Source organism: Thermoflexus sp. (assembly GCF_034432235.1).
Taxonomy (GTDB): domain Bacteria; phylum Chloroflexota; class Anaerolineae; order Thermoflexales; family Thermoflexaceae; genus Thermoflexus.
Map to the genome: position 1 here is coordinate 1 of NZ_DAOUCJ010000022.1, position 1,582 is coordinate 1,582.

The window sequence follows — 1,582 nt, forward strand, 5'->3', positions numbered from 1 at the left end:
GGCCTCGCCCTCGCGCGGGAGATCCGGCGGCGCGGGTGGCCGATCCGCATCCTGCTGCTCAGCGCCTACGATGACGAGGCGCTGATCCGGGAGGCCATGGCCGTTGGGGTGGAGGGTTATCTTCTCAAAAGCGAAGGCCTGGAGGCCATCGCCGCGGCGGTCCAGAGCGTGGCCCGGGGCCTGACCGCCTTCAGCCCGGAGATCCTGGCCAGGGCGCGGGGGCTTCCGGAGCGGGGCGGGGGAGGCCTGACGGAGCGGGAGCGGGAGATCCTGGAACTGGTGGCCGAGGGGCTGACCAACCGGGCCATCGCGCAGCGCCTGAGGCTCTCCCCGCGGACCGTGGAATATCACCTGGGCCAGATTTTCCAGCGGCTGGGGGTGAGCAGCCGGGCCGCGGCCGTGAAGGAAGCGATGCGACGGGGATGGCTTCAGGGGATGAGGCACCCCAGTGAGGGCGAATAGGCCCCGCAGGCCCTCCGGGAATCGTCTTGCTGGATAGGGAGGGGCCCCTCAATGCCCCTCCGGCAGGGGCCACCCGTGCGCGTTCTACAGCAGGTAAGTAAATCCGGAGCGCTCAGGTTCCCCATGGGCTCCTCGCTGGATCCTCGACAGAGGAAGCCTCGTAATCCCCCGGAACAGGACCTGTGGAAATCCACAGGGGAACTCCTGAGGAAAATACGGTTGCGAAGCGACCTCTGGCTGCTTACTATAAGATTGCGTGAGGAAATAAGCACAAGAAATGGATGTGTCTCTGGTCTAATATCCTCATCCATATCACGGGATAGCTGTATGGGCTGGCGGATCTGGGGCTCTGGTTCCACCGGCCGGAGGTGGAGCTGGTCGATACTGCGCCGCTGTGGTTTGGGAAGACATCTGGAGGAGAGAAAAGTTCAAATAGGAGGTGAATTGTGAGGAAACAATGGTTGTTATACGACGGTGGGTGTGCAGCGTGCATCGCGCTGGCCCAAGAAGTAGAAGCTTTGAGCGGAGGACGGCTGGGGGTGCGGTCGCTACGGGAGCCCGAGGTGCAGGCCCGACGGAACCCGGCCCGCCTCGGCTGGCGCTGGGAGCCGATGCTCCTGGAAATCGAGGGGGAGCGTGTCCGGGTTTTCACCGGGTTTGCGCTGTGCTGGCGCCTGGTGCAGATCCTGGGCCCCGAAGACCCGCCCCCACTCGGAAGGATCAGGATAGACGGGGGATTCCTCCAAAAATGAGGAAGCGCGAGGCGGACGAAGGGACTAAGATGAAGAGGGAAGTCTTTCGTCTTTGGAGGTGAGGCCATGACCGAGCGCTATCTCTGATATGACAGCGGGTGTTCGGTGTGCGCGGCCCTGGCCCGGGAGGTGGAAACGCTCAGCGGCGGGCGGCTGGGCGTGCGGTCGCTGCGGGAGCCCGAGGTGCAGGCCCTGCTGGACCGCGCCCGCCCCGGCGGGCGCTAAGAGCCGATGCTCCTGGAGATCGAAGGGGAGCGGGTGCGGGTCTTCACGGGGCTGGCGGTGCGCTGGCGCCTGGTGCAGGTTCTGGGCCCGGTGCGGGCGTTGCGGGTGGCCCAGGCCGTGGCCCGGCACGGCGGGCCGGTGCT

2 protein-coding genes are annotated in these 1,582 nt (G+C 66.1%); both read left to right on the forward strand.

Translation table 11 applies throughout. The annotated features are described in order from the left end of the window. The coding region (locus tag VAE54_RS02315) for a response regulator transcription factor (RefSeq protein WP_322800320.1) at positions 1-462 on the forward strand (462 nt) is incomplete at its 5' end. A gap of 446 nt (positions 463-908) precedes the next feature. Then, complete coding sequence (locus VAE54_RS02320; protein WP_322800321.1) at positions 909-1,214, forward strand: hypothetical protein; 306 nt, start codon at positions 909-911, stop codon at positions 1,212-1,214. Positions 1,215-1,582: the final 368 nt, after the last annotated feature.